19 protein-coding genes are annotated in these 22,500 nt (G+C 57.8%); 3 read left to right on the top strand and 16 right to left on the bottom strand.

Annotation, left to right across the window (positions count from 1 at the left end):
• Nucleotides 1–25 precede the first annotated feature (25 nt).
• The 15 genes from LDL28_RS15400 to LDL28_RS15330 form a co-directional block, all read right to left on the bottom strand.
• Entirely contained in the window at nucleotides 26–946 is a 921-nt protein-coding gene (locus LDL28_RS15400; protein WP_233059563.1) for a DUF5309 family protein, read from the bottom strand.
• A 61-nt stretch (nucleotides 947–1,007) separates the two neighbouring features.
• Nucleotides 1,008–2,042, bottom strand: a complete 1,035-nt coding sequence (locus tag LDL28_RS15395) for a hypothetical protein (protein ID WP_233059541.1) — start codon at nucleotides 2,040–2,042, stop codon at nucleotides 1,008–1,010.
• Complete coding sequence (locus LDL28_RS15390; protein ID WP_233059540.1) at nucleotides 2,032–2,355, bottom strand: hypothetical protein; 324 nt, start codon at nucleotides 2,353–2,355, stop codon at nucleotides 2,032–2,034. Before LDL28_RS15390 ends, LDL28_RS15395 begins: the two co-directional genes overlap by 11 nt.
• The gene (locus LDL28_RS15385) at nucleotides 2,355–4,406 is read right to left on the bottom strand and encodes a hypothetical protein (protein WP_233059539.1); all 2,052 of its coding nucleotides are present in this window, start codon (nucleotides 4,404–4,406) and stop codon (nucleotides 2,355–2,357) included. Before LDL28_RS15385 ends, LDL28_RS15390 begins: the two co-directional genes overlap by 1 nt.
• Nucleotides 4,406–6,007: a hypothetical protein gene (locus LDL28_RS15380; RefSeq protein ID WP_233059538.1), complete on the bottom strand. Its 1,602-nt coding sequence runs from the start codon at nucleotides 6,005–6,007 to the stop codon at nucleotides 4,406–4,408. Before LDL28_RS15380 ends, LDL28_RS15385 begins: the two co-directional genes overlap by 1 nt.
• Nucleotides 6,008–6,502: a hypothetical protein gene (locus LDL28_RS15375; protein WP_233059537.1), complete on the bottom strand. Its 495-nt coding sequence runs from the start codon at nucleotides 6,500–6,502 to the stop codon at nucleotides 6,008–6,010. It lies immediately after the preceding gene.
• A 196-nt stretch (nucleotides 6,503–6,698) separates the two neighbouring features.
• On the bottom strand, nucleotides 6,699–9,344 hold the full coding sequence (locus LDL28_RS15370; RefSeq protein ID WP_233059536.1) for a hypothetical protein: 2,646 nt from the start codon (nucleotides 9,342–9,344) through the stop codon (nucleotides 6,699–6,701).
• A 49-nt stretch (nucleotides 9,345–9,393) separates the two neighbouring features.
• Entirely contained in the window at nucleotides 9,394–11,244 is a 1,851-nt protein-coding gene (locus LDL28_RS15365) for a hypothetical protein (protein WP_233059535.1), read from the bottom strand.
• Complete coding sequence (locus tag LDL28_RS15360; RefSeq protein WP_233059534.1) at nucleotides 11,244–11,702, bottom strand: hypothetical protein; 459 nt, start codon at nucleotides 11,700–11,702, stop codon at nucleotides 11,244–11,246. The genes LDL28_RS15365 and LDL28_RS15360 overlap by 1 nt, the downstream gene beginning before the upstream one ends.
• Nucleotides 11,702–13,012 carry a hypothetical protein gene (locus LDL28_RS15355; protein WP_233059533.1) on the bottom strand — a complete coding sequence of 437 codons (1,311 nt, stop codon included), beginning with the start codon at nucleotides 13,010–13,012 and terminating at the stop codon, nucleotides 11,702–11,704. The genes LDL28_RS15360 and LDL28_RS15355 overlap by 1 nt, the downstream gene beginning before the upstream one ends.
• Nucleotides 13,013–13,300: 288 nt before the next feature.
• Complete coding sequence (locus LDL28_RS15350) at nucleotides 13,301–13,489, bottom strand: hypothetical protein (protein WP_233059532.1); 189 nt, start codon at nucleotides 13,487–13,489, stop codon at nucleotides 13,301–13,303.
• A gap of 204 nt (nucleotides 13,490–13,693) precedes the next feature.
• Nucleotides 13,694–15,160 carry a hypothetical protein gene (locus LDL28_RS15345; RefSeq protein ID WP_233059531.1) on the bottom strand — a complete coding sequence of 489 codons (1,467 nt, stop codon included), beginning with the start codon at nucleotides 15,158–15,160 and terminating at the stop codon, nucleotides 13,694–13,696.
• A gap of 203 nt (nucleotides 15,161–15,363) precedes the next feature.
• A complete protein-coding gene (locus LDL28_RS15340) occupies nucleotides 15,364–15,609 on the bottom strand; it encodes a hypothetical protein (protein ID WP_233059530.1) in 246 nt (81 codons plus the stop codon).
• A 29-nt stretch (nucleotides 15,610–15,638) separates the two neighbouring features.
• Nucleotides 15,639–15,974 carry a hypothetical protein gene (locus LDL28_RS15335; protein ID WP_233058562.1) on the bottom strand — a complete coding sequence of 112 codons (336 nt, stop codon included), beginning with the start codon at nucleotides 15,972–15,974 and terminating at the stop codon, nucleotides 15,639–15,641.
• Nucleotides 15,975–16,072: 98 nt separating this feature from the next.
• Entirely contained in the window at nucleotides 16,073–17,209 is a 1,137-nt protein-coding gene (locus LDL28_RS15330; protein ID WP_233059529.1) for a hypothetical protein, read from the bottom strand.
• Nucleotides 17,210–17,814: 605 nt separating this feature from the next.
• Between LDL28_RS15330 and LDL28_RS15325 the strand changes: the two genes are divergently transcribed.
• The 3 genes from LDL28_RS15325 to LDL28_RS15315 all read left to right on the top strand — a co-directional run bounded on the left by LDL28_RS15325 (nucleotide 17,815) and on the right by LDL28_RS15315 (nucleotide 19,318).
• Nucleotides 17,815–18,207, top strand: coding sequence for a hypothetical protein (locus tag LDL28_RS15325; RefSeq protein WP_233059528.1), 393 nt, complete (start codon nucleotides 17,815–17,817; stop codon nucleotides 18,205–18,207).
• Between the two features lie 53 nt (nucleotides 18,208–18,260).
• Nucleotides 18,261–18,599 carry a hypothetical protein gene (locus tag LDL28_RS15320; protein WP_233059527.1) on the top strand — a complete coding sequence of 113 codons (339 nt, stop codon included), beginning with the start codon at nucleotides 18,261–18,263 and terminating at the stop codon, nucleotides 18,597–18,599.
• A 125-nt stretch (nucleotides 18,600–18,724) separates the two neighbouring features.
• The gene (locus LDL28_RS15315; protein WP_233059526.1) at nucleotides 18,725–19,318 is read left to right on the top strand and encodes a hypothetical protein; all 594 of its coding nucleotides are present in this window, start codon (nucleotides 18,725–18,727) and stop codon (nucleotides 19,316–19,318) included.
• 1,939 nt (nucleotides 19,319–21,257) lie between these two features.
• On the opposite strand, the gene LDL28_RS15765 is transcribed toward LDL28_RS15315, so the two are convergent.
• Nucleotides 21,258–21,719, bottom strand: coding sequence for a helix-turn-helix domain-containing protein (locus LDL28_RS15765; protein ID WP_370636416.1), 462 nt, complete (start codon nucleotides 21,717–21,719; stop codon nucleotides 21,258–21,260).
• Between the last annotated feature and the right edge of the window lie 781 nt (nucleotides 21,720–22,500).

Below are 22,500 nucleotides of genomic sequence, written 5' to 3'. Positions count from 1 at the left end.
TTCAGGGAGCCTTCTGGTTGGCGGATTAGGCCAGGTTGGTGATCAGGGCCGAAGCCTTGTAGTTCGCGTGCTGAAGGCCGAACTCGCCCACAATCATCTGGCGCTCGCTGTCGCCTGTCTTGGCCAGCGGGACGCGCTGCCAGTTGTCATAGACAGCCAGCTTCCACATCTTCGGATCGAACAGGAAAGCATCCTGCGCCCGCTGCCAGCGGTTCAGCGTCACCTTCTGGGTGCCGTAGGGGGAGCGGTAAACGTCCACAACGTTCGTCAGGGACGTGCCCTGGCCGGTATCACGCAGGCGGCCGGTGTCGATCCCCGAAGGGGTGGTGTAAGCCATATCGGCCACCTTGCGGGCATCCGAGGGCTTCACAGACAGGACCGTGGCCTCGCCACCGCTGTTGTAGAGCAGCTCATTGGCGGACAGGATCAGGTCTTCATTCAGCGGGCCAGCAACGGCCGCCGTGCTGCCTTCAGCCGGGGTGCCAGCCGTGACCACCATGGACGGGTCAATCTGGGCCTGCACACCCGCGAACTGACGGGCAACCGTGTCCGAACCGGCCACCATGGTCTGCGCGGTTCCGACCAGTGAGTATTCCAGATCAGTCTTGATCGCACGCATGGCGCGGACAGCCTGATAGGCCAGCTCCTTGGCGCGTCCGTAGGTGGACATCTTGTTGGCAGAGCGCGACACCTTGAAGGACTTCACAAGAATCTGCGTGGTGTTGGAACGCATTTCCGTGGGCGTCAGGGTGATGTCGTCGGGGTCTGCACCTTCCACCTGCGCGTTCACACCGGCCGGTTCAAGGTGATCTTCCTGCCACTGGTAAAGGGTGTTCTTTACAGTCTTACCGCCTACGCTGGACTGGAAAGGCGTGTTATAGGGGTCAATGTTCGAGATAACATCCGACACATCCTCGCGCTTACCGACCTGATCGTAGGTATCCATCTGGGGCAAATAGGTTCTCCTTTATACTGACGTAATGTTTGTTATCGAAAAGGCGCGGTTTTTATTCCGCTGCGCCCCAGCGGCTCATGAGTGCGTCTGCTGCATCATCCAGATCGCCGGTGTTGCGCAGGCGCTTCATGGCGTCTGTCTTTGTGCTTTTGCCGGACTGGCTGGTTGCCTGTGTCCGCATGGCTGGCTTTGCGCTCGCAGTTGCGGGCTTGGGTGTTGCCTGTTGGGCGGCCTTGGCACCCTGCGAGTAGCGCATGGCCATATCCAGAATGCGGAACTGTGCCGGGTCTGTCAGGTCATTCAGCGCGGACTGGTCCAGCCCCATGCTGGTGCCCCATTTGATCAGGTCCGCATGGCGCTGCTGGTTGAAGCCCGGAATGCCGGTGGCAGGGTCCGTGAGTGCCTTTGCACATGCCTGCGCAGCCGCGAGCTTGGCCTGATGCTGCTGCTGCGTCAGCTGGGGAGCCTCGAAATTGAGGGCTTCCTTCGCCTTTTGCATGTCTTTGAACGCCTGATCGGCCATTGCGCCGAACTGCGCCCATTCCTCTGGTGTGGAATTGGCCTTGATGGAAGCCACATCTGCCGTGGCAAACTGGTTCCAGCGAGCTTCAGCGGCCTGCGCCATGGACTTCAGGCCATCGACATGGCGCTGCGCCACCTGCTGGAGCTTGACGGCATCCTGCTGAAGTGCGGCAGCACGCTGATCAAGGGCGTTCGACCGGCCCGCAATGGCCCGAAGATCGCCCATGGTCATTTCGGTATCCCCGACCTTTACCTTTCGGTCATCGGGTATATCGTCGGCTACATGGTCAGCATTTCCATCCTGCCCATCTGCCGGTTTCTCCGCGCCTTCCTGCGATCCTTCTGAGCCTTCAGGCGCGTCTCCATCGCCTCCCGATCCGTCCGTTCCTTCGCCTTCCTGCGGGGTGCCTTCCCCCTCAGCTCCAGCGTCTCGTCCAGCATCAGGTGCATTTCCGGCTTCCGGCTCATCTTCAGTAACTCCCCATTTGGCGAGCAGCGCATCAGCGCCACCGTCAATATCAAGGCTGGTGTTTTCACCAGCGTCTCCCATGTTTTCAGCGGGCATAAAGTTGGTTGATTTCCTCGTCGTTCAGCAGTTGTCCGGCCTTCGCCAGTTCTTCCTGCTGCGCCTCTGCGGCTTGGATTTGATCTGCGACGGCTGCCCACTCGCGCAGCACTCCGAACACCTCACGGATGGCCGCTACCTTGCGGTAGAGGGCTTCGCGGGCTTCGTGGTCGCCCGGTTCAGTGGCGAATAGTTGCTGGGAGTAGGACAGCCCCAATTCATCGAAGGCGGCCGCAATCGGGCCGCTATCCAGCGCGGCTTTTGCGTTCAGACCGCGCTGGAGTAGGTGGGCTTCATTGTCGTGTGTGTGCATCAGTCTTTCGGCTGGACAGCCACAGGCTTGGCCTGAGCTGCTATGTCGTGTGCGCGGTGCTGTAGGGCGACTTCAGCTGCATCCAGACCGACCTGGTGCTGGAACTGGAGGACGCGAAGGTTCGCCTGCTGCTCTTTCAATGCCTGTCCGGCCTGAACGGTCTGCATCTTGCCCTGCGTCTGGGCAGCTTTGATCTGAGCATCGCTGTTGACCTTGAGGGCCTGATTCTCCGCCAGCTGTTCCTTAACCTGCATTTCACGTTCCGCCAGATCGGCCTGCTGCTGCTGTTCGGCGCTAGGCTGCGGGGGCGGAATGGTTGCGGGGTTCTTCAGATAGTTAGAGACATCATAGACACCCTGATTTTCCAACATCCGTTTCCAAGCATTGAACCGCTCGGTGACTGTGTAGATCGGTGACATTCCCGGCTGTGAAGATAGGAACTGATCCATCTGGAATAGCTGCTGGGTTTCTTTGTCGCGTTCGCCATAACCAATCGCCAACGTTACGGAGACATCGCGCCGAGACTTCCAGCTGCTCGGATCGACAGACACGTAGGTGCCGCACACGTCGATCACCTTCTGCTGCTGTTCGTTCTCAATGATCAGCTGATAGACAGCCACAAACAGCTCACTCAGGAAGTCCGAGAAGTTGCGGGCCATCATCTTGGCGCGGGTCTGACCCATGCTGGCCATCTGAGAGACAAGATCGCTGCTGTTCTGGCTGCTGATCACGTCCTTATTGATGCCCTGGGACAGATCAGTGGTGCCGGTGATCGCCTCTTTGTTGGCATCCATCGCATTGATCGTCTGGAACACGTAGGGGTTCAGCGAAGGCTGCGGCAGAGGCGCAAGGGCGTCCGGCCGGGTCACATTCACAATGCCGCCTATCCGGTTCTCGATCAGCTCGCGCGGGTTCACCAAAGCGCCCCGCATCACCTGATACCGTGGGTTGTTCGTGATCAGGCTGTGATCCACGACCGTCCGCGTCAGCAGGGTTTTCACCATCTGGATTGGCGCAACATGACTGGCAAAGCAGTCACCATAGAAGCGGTGCGGCACACGCATGGGAACGTATGCGTGGAACGGATGCCTTGACACCTTTTCCATCTTCAGGACTGTGGCGGTCCCCGCGAGGACGACATGCCACAAGTCTTGCTGGCCATTACCGTCACCGTCGAAACGACCGTAACAGTCGAACACAGAGATTTTCTTCAATCCCTGATCCTGAGATGTCTGGTCCGCAATCCCTGTCTCGACAGAGAAGAACCGCTCAGACACTTCAGGATCATAGGCAAGGAAATCATCCGTGAACTCTTGTATTTCGTCCAGAGCTTCCTTGTCGTAACCATCCTCCAGAAGATCGGCCTTCGTTTTCATCTGCCGACGGTAAACGATGTCCGCCGTATCCATTGAAATGGCTCGGCTTGATATTCCGAATTCTTCCGGTGGAACCGGCTCTATACTCGCGCGGGAATTATCCTCCTGCTGGTTATACGATACCGTTACCAGTTCTGTATCGGGGTCTGTCTTAACCTCGGCATCCGATATATTCGCCGTCCGGCTTAGTTCCTGTATCTTCAGGCCAGCCGCGTTTGGATCAAGATCACGCAGGACATACGGGACAGTCTGGACATCCTTTTGCCACCACACCTGCACAAGCCCCACGCGAGCCATAAGACCATCATGGATAACATCGTGCATGATCTGGAAACCCTTGTTTTGCCGGAAAACGGCGTAATCTGTGTAAAGGGTTGCCTGAGTGGCTTCCTGCACATCCGCGTCGTTCTGTGGCGCGAACCGAATGGGCCGTACGTTGCCCGTGAAGGTCTCCAGAAGGGCAGCTTTTCGGGATTCAACAGCGTCAAAAACATCGCGCGACACGAATGAATTATTACCGTTGTGCATCGGGCGCGGCTCTTGACCGGCGTAATACCGCGCGGCATGTAACCGCCCTTTTGCCAGCATACTATCCGTCCCGATGATTGAGGCGTCTATTCGCTGCCTTATTAGGGTGGCGACATCCTCTTTACTGAGGGCGCTTGACTTGGCCATCAGCAATTCTCAACGTAAAAGTCGTCAGTAACCGTGATCGGACTCCATTTTTCTTCATAAATGTGATTGGCTAACGCGAGGGCCATGACAGCATCGTCGTGAAATGGCTCGCCGTTGATGTCCTTGCCGTTTTCTGCGGTCATTCTGCCGTTTTCATCGACAATATACGTCCGCATTTCTGAGAGTATAACGGGATCAGGTATGATTATTGATCGCGCATATACTTCCGTTCTCAGCTCGTCTATAATCATCGGCTTGGTCTTTGCTGTAGTAGCAAACCCGAGCTTTGTCTTGTATTCCTGCGTTATTTCGTCAACCGTTTCCTCAAGGAAGAAGTTCGGATAAGCCAGGTCTCTGCCCAAGCGGGTGCAGGTAAGAAGCCCGTGGTTATTGCTTTCAACTACTATACGGGCGGTGTTATACTTTTTCCCGAGCGCCTCCAGAACGTCAGCGTACGCTTCTGGATTGATGTGGGCGCGGTATCTGGCAACAACGCGACGTTCGTCATCCAGCACCACAGCCACGCTATAGTCGCGGCCCTTGATGCCCATGGCAACGTCTGCGCCGATGAAGTAGCTGGCCTTATCCTTCGGCTCTGACCATACCGCCAGATCACCCCTGCTGTTCTCACGGAAGCCGACACCGGGAACCCAACCATATGCCGTGAAATCCCGGCTCATGTGCGTCTCGCGCATCCACTCGACTGCCTCAGTGTGGAACACTGGGCTGCCAGTCGTCAGAAAGGCTTCCTCTGCACAGCAAGGATATTCCTGCTTGAACAAGTCCTCCCCGCTCTGGGCAATTTCTCGCCTGCGGAACATGATTTGCTCGTCGTCTAGGCCATACCGGGCGACCAGTTCATCTTCCTGCGGGGTCCGCTTAAATCCTTCCGGCACCGGCACACGGTATTCGTCGGTAACAAACCACGGGATGAACACCGGGCGGAACCCGTTGGTGCCCGCCACAGCACCACGCCACAGGTCTGCGAACACACCCGACATGCCATTGGCCGTACTCTCGACGAACACATGCGAACCGGGGCGAGGCGGGACCGCCTTCATCAGACCGTTGAAGTTTGCCTGTGCCGATGTCTTGGGCCAGAAAGCGACCTCGGAAAGATGGGCGTTCTGGAGCGTCTCGCCTCGGGCAATATCATCGCCGCCTGCGGTAACGACCAGATATGAACTGTCCAGTTCTGAAAAGGACAGCTCACGCTTGCTCTTGTATTTCCTCGCGGGCCGGATGGCTGCCGGTGTGCTGTCATAGAACCGCTTGGTCATGTCGAACAGGGCGGACGTTGACTCCGCCTTATGCGCGACCACCAGGCTTTTCGTGGCCTCATTCATGGAGGTCTGCTGGTAAAGGCACCCATTGATCACCGTGGATATGCCCTGCTGTCGCCCCTTCAGGACGATGATACGGACATACCCCAGCTCTCTCCGCTGCCTCTCGACGTGATCCAGAAAGATCGCCTGAGCGCGGTTCAGGACCAGAGGCTTGATCTCTGCGTCCTTGGTCCTGATCTTTAGGATGCGCGGGGCATAATACCTGAAGTCGTTTTTCAGGCGCTTCAGCACCCGCGCAACGGTCGGATCAATCAATCAATCGTCTGGATTATCCGAACCGGCATCTTCGTCTGCCAGACCACGCAGGAAGTCCTCGGCCGTCTGGACGACAACGGACTGCTTCGTCTCGGGCTTGGCCATCGTGAAGTCCAGCACCTTGCTGGCAGCCGAAATTCGGTCCTTTGTAGACTCCAGCGGCTTGCCTTCAGCATCACGCGCGACCACGATGGACACCAGCTCGATCAGGGCCTCATTGCCCGCTATATCCTTCTTGACGATGCCGTTATCCAGCATCTTTTCAACCATTCCCTCTGCCTCCTTTCTGGCTTCAGAGCGGAAGTGGGCAAGACGACGACGACCGGCTGGGCCTCGATAGCCGAGGCGTCCACCCTTCTTTCGGCCGGACTTAACCGCTCCGGCGCGGTTTAGAGCGAGGCTCTTTTCCCGTGCTTTTCGCAGTGCTTCCAGATTTTCGGGGCTTCCCTGCCATTTCCGTTTCGGCGCTTCGTTCGTCGTCGCTTCCTTGCTCACATCCACTGATCAATTCCTTTATGTGTTCCCTTACGGCGTGGCAGCTTGCAGGGAGGGAGATTGACATGGATGCCCATGGCGTGTTATTCTCGACCTCTTTTAGAGCTGCGACGCGATTTGTTGTGCAAATATCAGCTCTATATGCGAGAAAATCGCATAACTCGCTGATTTCGTTCAGTTTTTCGATACTCACAGCTTATCCTTTCTTGCCGTATTGGGTGAGTGGGGCGAGAGCTATCAGCGCCTCCCTTTGGGCCGTTGGATCGGCAATCTTCTGAAGCTCGGCTGCCAGCAGCGCCCCACGTTCATCCGGGCTTTTCCCTGTGGCCACAGCCATGGCTGCGTCCCGAAGGTGCGGGTATTGCTTGATAATCTGGTCCCGATGCAGGACAGCCTGATCAATCGCGGCCTGATAGGACTGCGGATTACGGACCACGGACGGTCCCTGAGAGGCTCCCTGAGAGGCTCCCTGTGATGGCGTGGCTCGGCCCGTAGCCTTGGCCCACGTCCCGTTGCGGACATGCTCGCTTATCTGCTCACGCAGGCCATTCATTACGGACGGGTCCACAACCGCGTTCGGTGACAACAGGCTGTTGATGTCTGCATCCGTAAGTGCCCCGCCACGGCTCTCGTGCATGTTCATAATGAAGTGCTTCACATCGGCCGGATTCACCCCACCAGCATCCCCGGACGTGCTTGCCACATGCGTCAACCAGCCCGGATAACCGCCTATAGTGGCCTTGACCAATGAAGTCGGGCGAGGGGGTGCGGACGGTCCCTTTGACGGTCCCTTATCCGGGCCTTCGGCTGGTCCAGCCCCAGATGTGGACGGTCCCTGCGATGCTCCCTGTCCGGGCTGCGTGGGGGTAGCTTGAGCGGCTTGGGCTGCTTGCGTTGCTGGGCGCGGGTCCGGTCGAGAACCCATAACACGGGCGGCCATGGCCTGCTTCGCCCGCCCCGACAGTGCGGCTTTTACGGCTGCATCATCTGCAAGTCCCTGCATGAGAGAGGGATCAACAGACGTTCCGACACCCGCCCGCGCGGCCACCCTCTGCTTCGATGCGATGGCCTTCAAAACCGGCGGAGTGCCCAAACCCAGAAGGCTATCCACTCGCCCCCCTACGGATGTGGCCGCATTTGCCAGGGTGCGACCACGCAGGTAGTTCAGTCCGGCTGCCATTCCCGTGGCAGCACCAATCCCACCTTCTGCACCCGCAAAGTGGCCGACAGCAGTTCCAGACAGGGCTGGAACGGCGGCAGTCATGATTGCCCGGAGCGCCCGACCTGTTGTGCCCCCGGCGTTCATCTTCTTGCCGTTATAGGCCCCGATGTTGAGTGTCTGGAGACGATCAAGGATTGCGGCCTTCGTCTGCTCGGGCATCACCATGTCGTTGATCTGGTCGCGGAAGGTATCCAGATAGCCGTTGTCCTCGCCATTGTCGGCCTGATTGCGGTTATGGTTGGTCGCCTCTTTGAGCGCATTCATCAGCGTGGTGTGCTGATCCTTGTCCACGCCGCCGTTCTCAGGCCCCAGCTGCCGAAGGCTCTTGAACAGCTGGACCATGTTGGCTTTGCCATTATCCAGATCACCCTTCACAGTGTCGGACAGTTCCGTTTCCGGGTTATCCTTGCTTCCTGCGGCCCGGAGCGGGCCAAAGAAAGACGCAAAGTTGAGCGCACCCAGCGAGCGTGATCCTTCTGGGGACAGGCTTTCGGGTGCGCTGATACCCTGCCGCTGGACGTAGCTGCGGGCCGCATCCAGAGCTTCCCCCGTGTTCATATCCGGGTTCGCCTGCTTGATCCGGGCAAATGCCTCATTGTTCGCAGCGATCCACTTGTTCCGGTCGGCTACATACTGCTTCACTTCCGGCAAAGACTGGACAAACTCCTTCCCAGCCCGTGCAGGATCGACAGCACGCTGCGCAGTCTGTGCGGTCACTCCAGCCGTGGCTTTCGCACCCGTCACGCCCGCATGTGTCAATGCCCCCGTCAGGAAGGCGTCGGCAGCCTTCTGATAGGCACCTCCAACGTTCTCGGTGGGAGAGCCTTGATAGGCGTTCGATGCACTGTCCATGAGGGATGCGATCGAGCCTTTGGCACCCGTGTTGATCATACCCTTCAGGATGTTCGCCTCTGGGCCGCCAAGGGAGTAGAGGGCAGTCTGTCCGGCCGCATTGGCCAGGTCTGTGTTCGTCAGGCCGTTGCCTGTTTCCAGCCCCGCTGCCTTCTTGCTCTGCTGGACGTTATCCGCCGCGAGCATCCCCTGCATACCCAACATGGGGATCAGAGACGCACCACCAGTAACCGGAGCAGCTGCGCCAAGCGCCAGTGTGGCTCCGAGGGGGCCTGCACCTTCTGCTGTCGAGTAGCCGAGAGACTTTAGAAAGCCCCCCACACCCTGCGTTTTCAGGGCATGGACAGGTGAGGGGTCCACATCGGCAGGGTGCTGATAGTTCTGGGCCAGGTCGGCCCGCTGATCGTCCGAAAGGGACTGGAGCGCGTTGGCCGCATCATCCACCAGACCGACATGACCGGCCTTATTCTCGGCTGTTCTGATCAGTGCCGATGAGCCACCCGCAAGGGCTGCTGGCAGTCCGTGGATGATGCTCTGGGCGGCTGCGTGCCCCATGCCCGACAGGCTGCTGCCAAGGCGCGACAGGAAGCCGGGGGACGTATTGGCCTGAAGGCTCCCTGAATTTGAGGGAGCTTCGGATGGGTCTGGTCCGGGGTTTTCCGGGTCCACAGCAGTCCCATCCGGGCTTTTAACGGTCGCTATGATGTCATCGACCGTTTTCTGCTGATCTTCCGGGGATAGGTGCGTGAAACTGTCGTCAACAGTCACGCGCCCCACCCCGTCGATGTTCAGTGTGGGCAATTATGCTCCTTTTGTCTTACGGTGATAGGGACCAGCCCACGCCTGTGCTGCTCTTGCCGGAAAGCCCCGCTGGCTGCTGCTGTGACGGTCCCTGCGAGGCTCCCTGAATGGTCTGCGCAGGTGCCGACTTGATGCCCAGCAAAGCCCTGAGCTGCGGATCGACCTGCTTCATGTCGTCATAGTTCAGCGGCTCATATTTGTGGGCTTTCGTGTAGTTCTCGACGAAATTCTTGTAGCCCTGCGCCGTGTCAGCGTTGCCGTTCTTGGCTGTCCATGCGTCCTGCATGTCCTGCTTGTATTTCGCCTGATTTCCGTATTCCTTGATCCAGTAATACAGCCCGGACGGATTGGTGGCGTCGATGGCCGGGACCGACTTGTAGGCATTCTGGATTTCGGGAAGGTCAAGGCGTCCGAGGCCGCGATAATTGGACAGGGCTGCCGTGCGCAGGTTCGTTCCCCACATATTCGCCCGCTGAAGTGCATCAGCATCCCCAAGGGATGAGCTGTTGACGCCGGTGGCATTCAGGATTGCACGGGACACCTTCGCTCCGATACCGGGGCCTGCGGGAATATGCGGAAGGTCTGCGATCAGGGCATTGCCCTGCTGGGCAGTCGTGGACATCTTGGCCGCACTCTCCCGGTCGGCATCCAGCGCGGCCTGGTCCGCCTTCGCAGCGCCCGCGACATTGGCTGTCTTGGGATCATAGGCACCTGCCGGAAGCGCATTCAGCTGCTTTCCCGTGGTCAAGTCCTGAATGAGCGCACCCGTGCCGTTCTTGTAGGCCGAAACCATGAGCCTATGCGGCGCTCCGCCGTTGGGATCAGGCGCTTCGAGATATTGCTGTGTGCCGATCTTGCCGCCCGGACGCATCCCGTTCGCACCCCCTGTCATAGCTCCCGGTGGGAGTGATCGACCGGACATCAGTGCCACAGCTGCAAGGGGGGACATTCCAGCAGCAACCAGCTGCGCAGCAGCTCGGCCCCGCATGGCACCGACCTGGGCATTGCGTGCCTGCAAGTCGGCCGCCTGCATCTGCCGCCCATAGTTCTGCTGGTCGATCTGGTCGTTCGCCTGCTGGATGCCAATGGTCTGCTGCTGGCGGTTCAGGACATCCTGAAGTGCGGCCGCGCCGCCTGTTCCTAGCGCCCCGCCATCGGTCTTTGCATCAGCGCCAGAACCCATTGAAGCTGCCCATCGGAAGAACCGGGCAAGCGGTGACAGGTTAGCGTTCGGGTCCACGATATGCGGGCTGAGGGTCGGCGTTGGGACAGCAGCGTTTCCGCCCGTGTTATCGGCCTGATCAAGCCCTTGTGACATGAAGATATTGCGGCCGTCGTTGATGTCACCATCAGGGCCGGACGGTGCAGGCTCTGGCCCGGTGGCCCCAATCAAATGGCTGCCTACAGCCGCAAGAGCCTGCCCCGAAGTTATATTGCCATCCTCCCCGAAAAGGGAAGGGTTGTTCTGTTGAATATTCCTCCAGTTGTCAGCCCCCACGGCCTCGGACGCAGGCGTGTCCGGTGAAGCCTGCATCAGTGCCGTGGCGGAAGGCTGCCCCAGAACGTGCATGGCATAGATGTTGGGCGCACTTACGGACTGCCCCATCTTGGTCAGGGCAGGAATATACTCGTTCTTGGCGAGCAGCCTGAAAGCCTGTTTCTGCTGCTCCGGGTCGTTCTTTCCTTCCGCTGTCAGCCCTTGGTTCGGGTAATTCTGGAGCAGCCTATTCCATGTGGGGTCGGTGAATTGCAGCAGCCCAGTAGCGGAGCTGTTCGGGTTGGATGCGTCTGCATCCCCGGAACTTTCAGCTGACGCCACGATGGGGAGCATATCCTCGACAATATCACCGCTAGGTTCGTTTGCCATCAGGCGTTGATTGCCTCCTGAAAGATTGCCCTATTTCTCATAGGGTCTGCCGCGCCGAGCGCGGTATTGTAGTGATTCTTGTGATACTCCGCCTGGGCGGCGGCATCGTCTGCCGAGGGCAGGGGAGCTGACGCCCGCATGTAATCCACACGGCACATCGCAGCGGCGTAAACTGGGCGCGTCACCAGATAGTCAAAATGACCGCCAAGGGAGCCTAAAAGGGACGCTAGGCGTGGCCGAAAACGCAGGTAATTCAGCCAAATATCATCATGTGTTGCCTGCTCCATCTGCCAGAAACCCCGTGCGGGGCCGCCTCCCAGCTGGGCCATGTATTCGTATCCGCTCTCTGCGTTCCCCGTGCCCAGCACAAGGTTCTCAGCGGCTAGATTTTCCTCCCCTAAGACCGCCAGTGCTGGCCGGACCCACAATGCCCGGACCTGCTGAAGATTGACGCCCATCAGGCTGTCGTCCCTGCATACATCGTCCCGGCCCCAGCGAAGGGATTGGAAGATGCTCTTGACGTAGCGCCGCCCAGCAAGCTGCCCAGAAGGGACGTGGAGCCACCTGTCATGAGGCTCGCTCCGAGGCCGCCAACAGCCCCAAGCGCCCCCAAAGCGGTCGAAAGCGGGCTGCTCGATGTCGTGGTGGTCTGTGTGGACTTCCCTGTGCTGTTCTGGTTGCCGGAAGTCTGCTGGCCCCAATTATTCGAGCCAATGACGTTCATATACTGCTCAAGCTCGGTCCACGGGTACTGCTCGGCCTGCTCGGCTGCTGTCAGGTTGGCCTGATTCTGGTCCGTGGCGGCCTTCTGCTGATCGGAACCGCTGTTCAAGATGCTGTCTATGCCCGCGCTCTGGAGCGCCTGCCCGGTGCTGGCCTGATTGACCGCGTTATCGCCCTGCTCACCCAACAGCTGCGACCAGTCGATGCCTGTGGCATTGTTCTGCTGTGACAGGCTGTTGGCCGCTGTCTGCCCGTCAAGGGCCGTATTGGCTGCGCTGTTCGCATCGCTCGCTGCCGACAGATTGCCGGACAGGTTGCTCTGGCGGGCCTGCTCTGCCAGATCAAGCCCATTCTGCCATGCACTCGCCAACATGCTCGATGCCGTGTTCTGGTCATTGTCGGCCTGAAGGGCCTGGGACAACGCAGAGGCCGCACCCGCACGGGAGCTGTTGATATTGCCCCCTGCTTCCGCCTGGGCGTTCAGGGACGGTGCAGTCGTGGAATTGTAAAGATCGTCAGACGACTTGATAGCCGAATTGACCGCGTTCTGGACTCCTGAGCTGTTCATGTAGCTGTTCGCGTCAGCAATGTTCTGGGCGGTGGAATCTGTCCCCGCCGAGGCGATTGCGTTGGACAGGGCCGTGTTCCCGCTGGACAGGGCCGTGGAGGCATTTCCCATAAGCGCCCGACTGACTGCTGACGTGCCCTTGTCGTAATTACCGCTTGCGCCCGCCGAGGATGCCCCTAGAGCTTGGTCTAGGGCATTTGCGCCGGTATATGACTGGCCCAGCAGGGACGTGCCTGTGTTGACGTTATTCTGGCCCGTTGAGGCCATCTGGTTGAATGCGCTTTTCTCGGTGTTGTTCAGGCCGGTATAAGTGTTGAAGTCCGGCTGGGAACTGGTTGCGTCGTAGCCATTGAGCGCGTTGGCTTCGCCAAAAGCATTCTGTAGCGCACTTGACTGCCAATCAAGCGGGCTTGAAGTGCTGCTATAATTGGTGTTCTGTTGGCTTGACGTGTTTGTGGTTTCTTTACTTCCGCCCACTAAGTCTCCTTACATATACATTCAGTTCTTTGTTTCCGTCGAATAGTTCTTTCCCGACATAATCGAAGCCCAGTATCGTTACGAACTTGGCGTGCTTCGCCTCGCTTCCGAACAGTGGGCCGGAACACCACAAGTCCTCGCCTAGCTGCGGGAATATGCGCTCAAACTCGCTGACGATTTCACGCCGGACGCGCGGGGAATAGCGGAACACAAGGAAATGGACCCACAAACGCCCACTCGACCCGCGATCCAACCATGCGTGGTAATCGGGGGAGCTGGCCAGCGGTGTCATTTTGCGCCCGCCTGTAGCGACTGGACAGCCTTCTGCTGCGCAGCCATCGCTGCATTCAGGCGGCCGAACGCTGCCTCGATCTTTTGCAGCTCGCGCGAGACGTGCAGGCTAAGGCTGGCGGGGTCAGATGGAAACGGTGCCCGCGTGTAGCCTTGGACCGCGACTTCCTGCGCCACCTTAGACATTCAAGGCCAGCCGCTTCTGGAGTAGATCGGCATTCAGCTTGTGCCGATAGGCGGCCAGACCGTCCGAATACGGACATTCCGCATACCTTGCTTCCACACGCGAGCAAAACCAGTCGAGCAGGGCCTTCTGATCCTGCTGTTCCTGTGTGGGCTGCTTACGGTCGGAATGATAGGCGAGGGTGCGCCCCTCGCATTGTAGTTCTGTTATCGTGTCCCCCATCCTGTTAGGTCCAGGTCAAAGCCTGTGACATTGAAATCCGTGGTGGCAGACGCATCCACGCGAATAGCGAGGAAGCGGCCATTCACACGAGTGTTGAATTGATACTGTGTCACCGGGTTAAACAGCACGGACGCGCCGTAGGTCACATCTAGGGCAGGTGTCATGGAACCGCCCACGGAAATGCTGATACCGTCTCCAGTTGCCATGTCTGTCAGCGGAAGCACCCGGCGCAGCTGCTTGCAGGACGCCAGCGGGGCGTTGTCCATCCACGCCTGCTTGATGTCCAGTGTGATCCCCTTCCGCTCCAGATATGCAGGGTAGTTGGCATCGCTGGGCATAGACAGGTTCAAGACAGGATTGATTATGGCATCATACGCCAGAACCCTGTCCTGCGTGGGGCCAGCCGAAGGGGCCTCACACGAACCGAACAAAGACAGCGGCGCGTACGCACCTGCATCATTTTCCCACGTCCCGGCCGGGTCGTCAGTCCAGGGGGTCGTGGCGTCCGTTCCCCAGATCGTGAATCCCATGTAGTGCATGGAATATCCGCATGTGACGTTGGGCAGGTCGATAATACTCCACGTATCCTCGACGTAGTTATACGATACCGCCCGATTGCAATATGCGCCAGCGATGCTGGACGTTGAGGATCTGTAGCAGAACAGGATTTCCTTTGTGTTCTCGACGTGGGTAACGAAAAACGTCTCCAGTGCGGACTGGTCCATGTCGGAATACACAAAATTACGAATGCGGTCCTGTGCCAGAGACTTGCTGGTGATGCCGTCATGGCAGTAGATGTCCGTGGTCCCGAAAACGTAGTGCAGGCTCTCCACCTCAACCACGCAGTTGCGGCCTATAGCGCCACCAGACCCTAGAATGCGCTCGAAGGTAAACGGATACGTCCCTTCGCCGGTGAAGGCCATCGCCCACGCCTCATTGCGGCCGTAGATGATGAAGTTCGACTTCAGGCTCATTCCGTCCACAATCGGGCCGTCCATCTCGGCCATGATGTTCTCGCCCGCCAGCGTGCTTGGGTTGATCGTCTGAGTTGCGTCCCAATTCCCCGGCACCTGCCCGTCTAGCGTAACGTCAGACCACTTCACCATTTTGGGATAAATGGTCTGGACCCCTGTGGAGGCATCTGTTTTTGTGACGTTAAGGGCGACTAGAAAATCCTGATACGGACGCAGGACAGCGCAGGTCCACGTCCCATCTGTGTTCGGTAGAGGGGCGAACGTCTGGCTCGTGGTGGCGTAGTAGCGCACCCCCATATCCTCGCGGTTGATGTAAATGACATCACCAAGGTAAGCCGCCGTAAACTGGCGAAGGGTCGGAGTAAGGGGCTTGAACCCGCTCTCGTCAACAGGAACCGGATCAGAACCTGCGATCAGCTGGAATGCGTTGCCTGTGGCCGTGACAGAGAACACACGGTCAATGGCCTCTGCGCTCATGGTCATGGACGTAAGGCAAACGACTGGATTTACCTGCCCCTGCGATCCGAGTGAGACCATGTTGCGCCAGACACCGGCCCGCATTGCTTTGTTCTCGACGAAGCGGACATTCCGGCAATCGGACCATGCTGTCAGATCAAGATCAAATGGGTCTTGGTCAGGTATTACACCGGAAGAACCGAGGCCCCGTAAAGGGACGTTTGTCATGCAGTTGTGGGCGTGTAGATGCTGCCCACCGGGTATTTCCTGTCGGCATCCAGCCCGATTGCCATGCCAGCAGGGGGCGTAAAGGCACCCGCATCGGGCAGTATCATCGCCATAATGACGTAACCCACCTGCTGCCAGCCAAGCTGAGTCGTGCGATAGAGAACATAGTTCTGGGGGGCGGATGCGGCCGGTGTGGCCGTCTGGTTGGTTGCGGTGGTCGTTGAGGAAGTCGTATCGGTCATGGTCAATATCTCCGGATATTATGGGCAGATCAGGCCGTGGCGGTGGTCATTACATCCGTGGGCCGGGCGGGCAGCGTGGTGCTGGCGGTATCCGTGCCGTTGGCGATCGCGTTAATGGCCAGGACGTAAGCCTTCATGTCGGCCGTAAATGGCGTGCCCATGGCAAAAGACGTGGCGATCTGCTGATTGATCCACGTCTGCGCGGTGGCCGCCTGCATTTTCAACGGCACTGCGGTAACAACAGGCGTATAGGCGACAACCGCCCCATTCTGCACACCTTGCCCCGTTGGCTGGCGGGTAGCCCATTGTGCTGCCGTCAGGGCAACCATGCTGCCAGCGGAGGGGACGCCAGAGGTATCGGACATATTCCATGCATCATACCAGCCTGTCACAGGCGTTGGCTGTGCCGCAGCCACATCGTATGCAGCGTAATACCGCGCCGGGTAGGCCGTTTTAACGTCTGTCATCCCATTGTTCCTATTGCCAGCACCATGACTTCTATTGCGTTTGTCTCTCCGTTGGTGGCGCCGCCGCCCGTCCATAGGGCGCGCAGGTCCATAACAAACCCTGATGCCGTCAGCGTGTCCTGATAATAATTGGCAATATTTGACGCTTTGTTTGGGTCGGACTCGGGGTTGTGTTGTGGCGTGAGGAATAGATACGGGCGCTCGGAAAATGCAGTTGGGAATGCAACTGATGCGCCGTCCACAACTGTAACGGAAAACGCCTGCATTTTTAATGAGGAATCACTGAACGGAAGATCACCCGCCCATGCAATATCTCCCGCCAGCGTGCCGGTGCCAGAAGAGTAGACGAACGTCGGACGCCCGCTCCCACCGTTACGGTAAAGGGAGACCCCGTTCGTATCGCTATTGGCGGCAGTTACGCCAATAGTCCCGGATACAAGGGTCGCATCGGCATCGGCGCGGGCCACAGCTTCAGCAGACACGAGTGAATTGGCCTGCGAAAGGGGCACCGGATTGTATGAAAGGGTGGCTTCCCCGACCAAAGTGGAAACAGAGAGGTTAATTATCTCATTATTTACCGAGAATATCGGAGAGTTGCCATAATAGACAACAAGATTTCCATCAGTCTGCAGGCGCAGGCTGTAAGGAAGTGACGGACCACCATAGTCGATATTTGCCGGTCCGGTATTCTGCAACGGCAGTAACTGGGCTTCGGCGTTCGTGGCCCTGATCGTTTCGGCAGTAACATCACTATAAAGCGCCCCGGTGATATAGGCTGCTCCCAGCGCAGGCAATCGCCACGCCATCCGCCCGTTCGGATCTGTGGAAATGTCTCCTATCTGCCCGTATCCTGCGGCACCACCGGATTCAGGCCCATAGCTTGAAATCAGATAACCACCCCCGGTGACCGTCTCCCCATCAGGCGCTAGATATGAATAGCGCAGGCCCGGATAGGTCGTGTCGCGACCGAGGTAAATCTTGCCCGCACCCTGATCGAACCCGCCGCCCTGCTGCACGGGGGTGAAGCCAAGTGTGTCCTGCTTCGATGTGGGGAGAGCATTCAGGGTGTCCTGATCCAACGTCACAGCACCCTTTAGGCTCGGAAAGGTGTTTTTCAGGACAGTCTTGATCAAGCGAAGATGATCAGCCCCTTGGCTTCGAGGGTCTGTGGCGGGAGGGTTCTGTGGTAGCAGGTCCGATATGTAGGTGCCTGTCTCTAATCCCATTCATTTCCTTTCTTCATGGTTAGGTGTATAGGGAAGCCTTCTCGCGGCTTTGTGCAAATATCAGCTCTATATGCCGCCAAGTGCCTGTTTGTTGTTTGAAATCAGTGTGTTATAGGCAGTTCAAAGGCTCCCTTTCAGGGTCACTTGAGGGACCGGCCCGGAGTCCCAAAAATCTCCAGGCGGTCACACCGCTCGGTTCCGTCGAACAACAACATTCGCGCGGTTTTAGCCGCCGATTTTGAAACGGATTCGGAGTAGGGCAGGGCGTTCTAGTGGACCGTGCGGGACTCCATGAAATGTGTGATAAGAAATCTTATGCCAACAAAATGCGCTGTGGATCGTGTCGAGCGCGGTGTTATCGCACATGACTGACCGATTACGTGTGATAATATCCACAATCGTTCTGACCGATCAATGGATGGTCTTTTGATCGAAAAAACCGATCATAACGCACACCCACAACGCCCATCACGCACCCAAACAGACCCATCACGGCCACGCACGTCCTAAGCATGTCCAAAGCGGCCCATATTCGCCCCGTGGATGCCTTCTGGACTTCATCGCATACGATCATACCAGAGACCTTCTTAGGCCCTCCCCTGCCCTTCTGTGGCCGTCCATTCGTGCGCCTGCATTATGCGTGTGTATTTCTGGCTGATCAGTGCCAGGGCGAAGAAAAATGCACCAGATCGCATTTTATGGGTTGCATGGTTCGCAAAAGGGAACTAGATACAGGCTTACCGGTTCGCAAAAGGGAACTGGCGAGACAGTCACACACGGACATGCCTGCACAGCATGACCAATCGGAGATCACCACAATGGACGCACTTTTTACGGATTTTGGCATCGCAATGCTTGGTGTTCTGCTGGTCGGGATGCCGTTCTTTGGCAAGCGGTTTGACTGATCGACCCTCCCTGAAACCCTCCCTTAACTACACACACATACAGGACAAACAACATGATGAAGATCACGACAAAGACACGCGGACAGCTGAACTATGAAGCCGATGTTAAGGCTTGGCCGTATTACAACATCGGCCGCATGATCCCACGGGTTGAATGGTCGGACCTGTCCCCCGCTGTGCAGGCTAACTGGGACAGTGAGGAACCAGGATGGCACGCTGCAAACCCAGAGAAGTGCAAAGCCAAGGGCCTATCCATTCTCGCGTATAATCTGGAATGTGGGAATCTGACCCTAGAGGAAGGCCGGGAAGTGGCGGCAGCCTTTGGCGTCCTGTCTGTGGACACGGACACAGCCGAGGGGCTTGCATCGGCTTTGCGCTGGCTTGCTGCCTAAAAACAGGTTGACCAGTTCGCAAAAGGGAACTAGGTAAGACTCAGACAGGCACTGCACACGCCCGTCACCACTGCCCTGCACAGGCAGACCAACGCACACACACACACACACAAGGACACGAAACAATGGCTAACATTGACCTGCACAATTACGCTCTTGATCTGTTCACACCCGACGCGACGGGCCATGACCTTTACGACATCGACGCGATGCGAGATGCGGCCATAGACCTTGCGCACCAGACGGCCGACGATCTGGTGTCTAGCAGCTACGCAAACGCGGAAAGCATTATTGACCGTTACGAGCGCGAGGTGGGAGAAGTCGAGGACTTCGGACAGTCCTTTAAGGCAAGCGAATACCTGCAAGCCATGACGGCATACGCCTATGGGGTGGCAACAGCTGTCCTATGCTCTGAAATAGCGGACATTGAGAGCGATATTGAAACAGCGCGGGAAAGTCTAGGCGACGAATGGGAGCGGCTGTATCCGGACGCGGATTGCCTGGAGGACTGTGACATCCGTGTATCTGGAGCGGAATGCCCTTACGGATGGGCAGCCCATGATTACGAGAACGATACCAGCGACGGGAAATCATCCGTAATGGTGTGGAAGTCAGGTCAGCTTGATGGCGGCAATGGGATGGCGGTCCAGTGCGGGCGCATCTGGCTTTATGTGAGCTGGACCGGCACGCCGGAAAACAGCGAGCGGGTGGAGGGCTGACACATGGCACAGCACACCACACGCACCGGACTGGCGGCACTATTCACCACGATAAACGGTCATAAGGTCCAGCATGATCACGGCTACGGGTGGCGTTTCGACGCGCCACCGGCTGTTGACCCACGCACGGGCCGCGCATTCGTCCGCACGATACAGGCAGATACCCTAGACGAAATAGCCGAACAGGCATGGTCCATCCCCAAACCAGCACACAACGACGATCACGGGAGAATTGCGGCATGATTACGCCAGACCGCGCCATCCGCATCATTCACGAACACGGGCATATGGCCTGCCAGACCGATGCAAGCGACAAGGTGCTAGCGCGGGCCGTATGGACAGACCGGACAGGACACGTGGGACATTCGTGGGAATGGGTTTCCTGCACCGTTCCGGCAATCCGCGCATGGCTAGGATATTGATCATGAGGAAGCCTCTCACAATCCCCACCTGCGCCCGTGCATTAGATACGGTCCATACAGTCCATCATGCTTGCGGTTCGCGTCACGGGGGGCCGCAAGCATGTATGGGATGATAAAGGACTGTTTCGCGCTGGTCGGGCTTTACGGGTTCGTTCTGGCGCTCTGGTATCGCTATATAGACAACCGCTGACACCACGCCAGCGCGTCAGGAAAGGCCATCCTTTGGGGTGGCCTTTTGCGTTCTTGGCCGCTGGCAGGTTTTGCCCTGGTAGCAGTATCCAGCAACCCACCGGATAAGGCCGCCCGCACACCACCACCACCACCACCACCACAACGCCGTCACACCGCCAAGACACGCCGCAGGATGCCCGCACAGGTCGATTGCCGCCCGTCTATACCCTATCATACCGGAAATCGACAAAGGGCACTGTGCGGTAATCCTACGGCCTTAAACGGCACAGTGCATTTTCTGACGCGGAAAGTGCAATTTTGTGGCATATACCTGTTGACGGGTTCGCAAAAGGGAACTATACACTAAGACAGACAACGGGGACATGCACACAACGACGACTCAACAGGCCGCCTATCAATTCAACCGGCCCGTTGCCGTGCGGATGCCCTCTCCCATCTATCGCGGGAACCCTAGAGGCATTACCGGGAAGGTTTCTGACCCCACGCGCCTGCGCCCGAGCGGCCATCGAGCGGGTCCAGGCGCTCGGCCGCCGATTAAAAAAAAATACCGCCCCCCCTCCCCATCCAATTTAAAAAAAAAAATCAGCCACCCTCCCTTTATTTCAGGGAGCCTTTTCAGGGCATCACAGTGCAGCTTGTCGTGATCCCAGCGTTCATGCAGGTTGCCGATCCCCCCATTGCATCCGTTACGGACGTGACAGGCCCATTCCGAACCGCTGTGATCTGGTGAGGCAGTCCCTCGACGGGCACGACAGGTTGAACAGGCTGATCGACATATGCGGGCGCATACCGCGTAACGGGGGATGGTATCACCACAGGAACGGCGACGGGGTAGGTCTGCACTGTCGGAGCAGGCTGCGAGAACACAGACGCTTCCTGATTGTCCAGTCGGTCCAGAATTGCTCGCTGTCTCGGGGTCATGCTGCGGTATGCTGCCGCCTGCCTCTGGGCATCATCCGGTCCGCGTGACAGCTTGGTGGTCTGGACAGCGGGCTTTGAACCGAAGTCACCGCCAGGACAAAATCCCATCTTCCCACAGAAATCATAGGACGATGTTTTCTCGGCCTTCTGTGGATGCTTCGCGCGGTAGTCGTTCGCCGCCTCGATGGAAAGCTCCTGTATCTCCCGATCCTCTGCGGGCGTGACAGGATGCGGATACGCGCTGCTTGCTACAGCTCCCATTGTCAGCCCGATGATGCCAGCCGCTAGCATAGTCCTTCGCAACATTCTCTTGTCCTCGCCATCATTTCCGAGACTGGAAAAGGCTGCCCATGGCCGCTGTCAGCCCGAAGGCTGCGAACCCGTAGAGCAACATTCTCCATGCTTCATGAGCCATTCTCGGCTGGTCCTCGATACCCTGCTTCACGCGGAGACATCCCCTGATCCATACCGGCCAAAATCTTCAACCAGTCGCCCACGGAATGTCCGCTCTCCCTATTAGAGCTAGTATTTTTAATATCTATAAATGGTCCTGTGCAATCTTTGCACTTGGAAGAAACGGACGCCCAAGGTCGTTTGAGAGACGGGTCAGCTCGCTCGACTTTTCCGACGATGAACCGATAGGCGTTGCTTGTCCTTACCCATCGCCAGCCATTGCGGACACTCCGCTGAGTGCGCGAGACGATCCCGAGAGCGACTGCCGCCTTGATGGCATACTTCGCGGTTCTCAACGACACTCGGGCAGCTCGCGCCAGAGTCTCGAAAGACGGGAAACGCACTCCATTTTTCTCGGGAAAATTGGCGAGCGCGGTGAGAACCATGAACTCTCCGCGAGTGATATTTTTCATGTCGTGATGTTTCCAGATCAGAGACTTGATGATCTGGGCACGGCTTTTCCGAACTGACACGTCGATTTTTCTCCGACACGAGCGTCGAGAACACCGCTTGCCTTTTAACTCCGACCTAGTTTACAACGTCGGGGCAACCATTTGTCTGGCAGTGAAAACTCGTCGAACTCGTGTGTTGTGTGTGTGACTAGCTCGCCATTGTGTGCAAAGTAGTGGCGAACACTTCCTCAAGGGCGCGTAGGTGTGCAGACCTCGCGCCCTTTTCATTTACAAAATTGCAGAAAGATGTCCTCCCATAACCCGTTCGAGTCCTTAACGATTCGTGCAGGATTCATAGGATGGGAAAACGGAGCCGTCAATCGCAAAAGCGAACAGGCGAAAAACAAAGGGCGCAGAACAGCCGTTAAGCCATCCGTACGCCCTTGTTCTCAGTCGGTTAGGTATCGACCGACATATTCCCATCCGGCCCGTTCGCAGTATGACACGGCTTCGTTCGTCGCAGCCTCAACGGACGTTCCGCGCACCGGAAAGATTGCCGAGAGGCCCCTAACTTCAGCTCGGAACATGAACGTCCGGTCTTTGCTCGAAGTCGTCTTGCCTTCAGGTTTCTGCTCAGGCGGGAGCTGGGTGTTGGTGGTCGTCATTGTCATCGTCTTCCTTCATAAGCACCAGCGTGCCGGAACACAGAAGTGCCAGCGCATCCGCGATATGCTGTGCATTGGATGGGTTCATTCTCGGCCCCACAGCGCCCACCAGAAGGGCCGCAAGCCCGATCCGGGTG

Source organism: Komagataeibacter sp. FNDCR2 (assembly GCF_021295395.1).
Taxonomy (GTDB): Bacteria; Pseudomonadota; Alphaproteobacteria; order Acetobacterales; family Acetobacteraceae; genus Komagataeibacter.
This window is presented reverse-complemented; position numbering and strand designations above follow the sequence as displayed.